General features: G+C 59.3%; 1 protein-coding gene. It reads left to right on the top strand.

Features of this window, described 5'->3' with window-relative positions; translation table 11 throughout:
* Positions 1–268 (top strand): ethanolamine ammonia-lyase light chain EutC (locus MXD62_RS08745; RefSeq protein WP_248828883.1); only part of this gene is annotated, 268 nt, incomplete at both ends.

Genomic DNA, 268 nt, shown 5'->3' with positions numbered 1-268 from the left:
ATCCAGCTTTGCTCGATTCGCTGCGCTCTTATGGATTAAGCTGGGGCACCCCGTTTTTTGTCAAGGGCGGACGCGTCGCCTGCATGGACCACATCGGCGAGATTTTACAGCCGGAAGTGCTGGTGCTGCTGATCGGCGAGCGGCCCGGCCTGGTCTCTGCCACCTCGATGAGCGCCTACATGTGCTATCGCCCGCGTAAAGGCATGGTGGAGTCGGAACGGACCGTGATTTCCAACATCCACAAAGGCGGTACGCCACCGATTGAAGC

The sequence above is a fragment of the Frankia sp. Mgl5 genome, from assembly GCF_023242985.1.
Lineage (GTDB): Bacteria > Actinomycetota > Actinomycetes > Frankiales > Frankiaceae > Parafrankia > Parafrankia soli.
The sequence above is the reverse complement of the archived record's forward strand: the minus strand, read 5'-3'. Positions and strand labels throughout refer to the sequence as shown.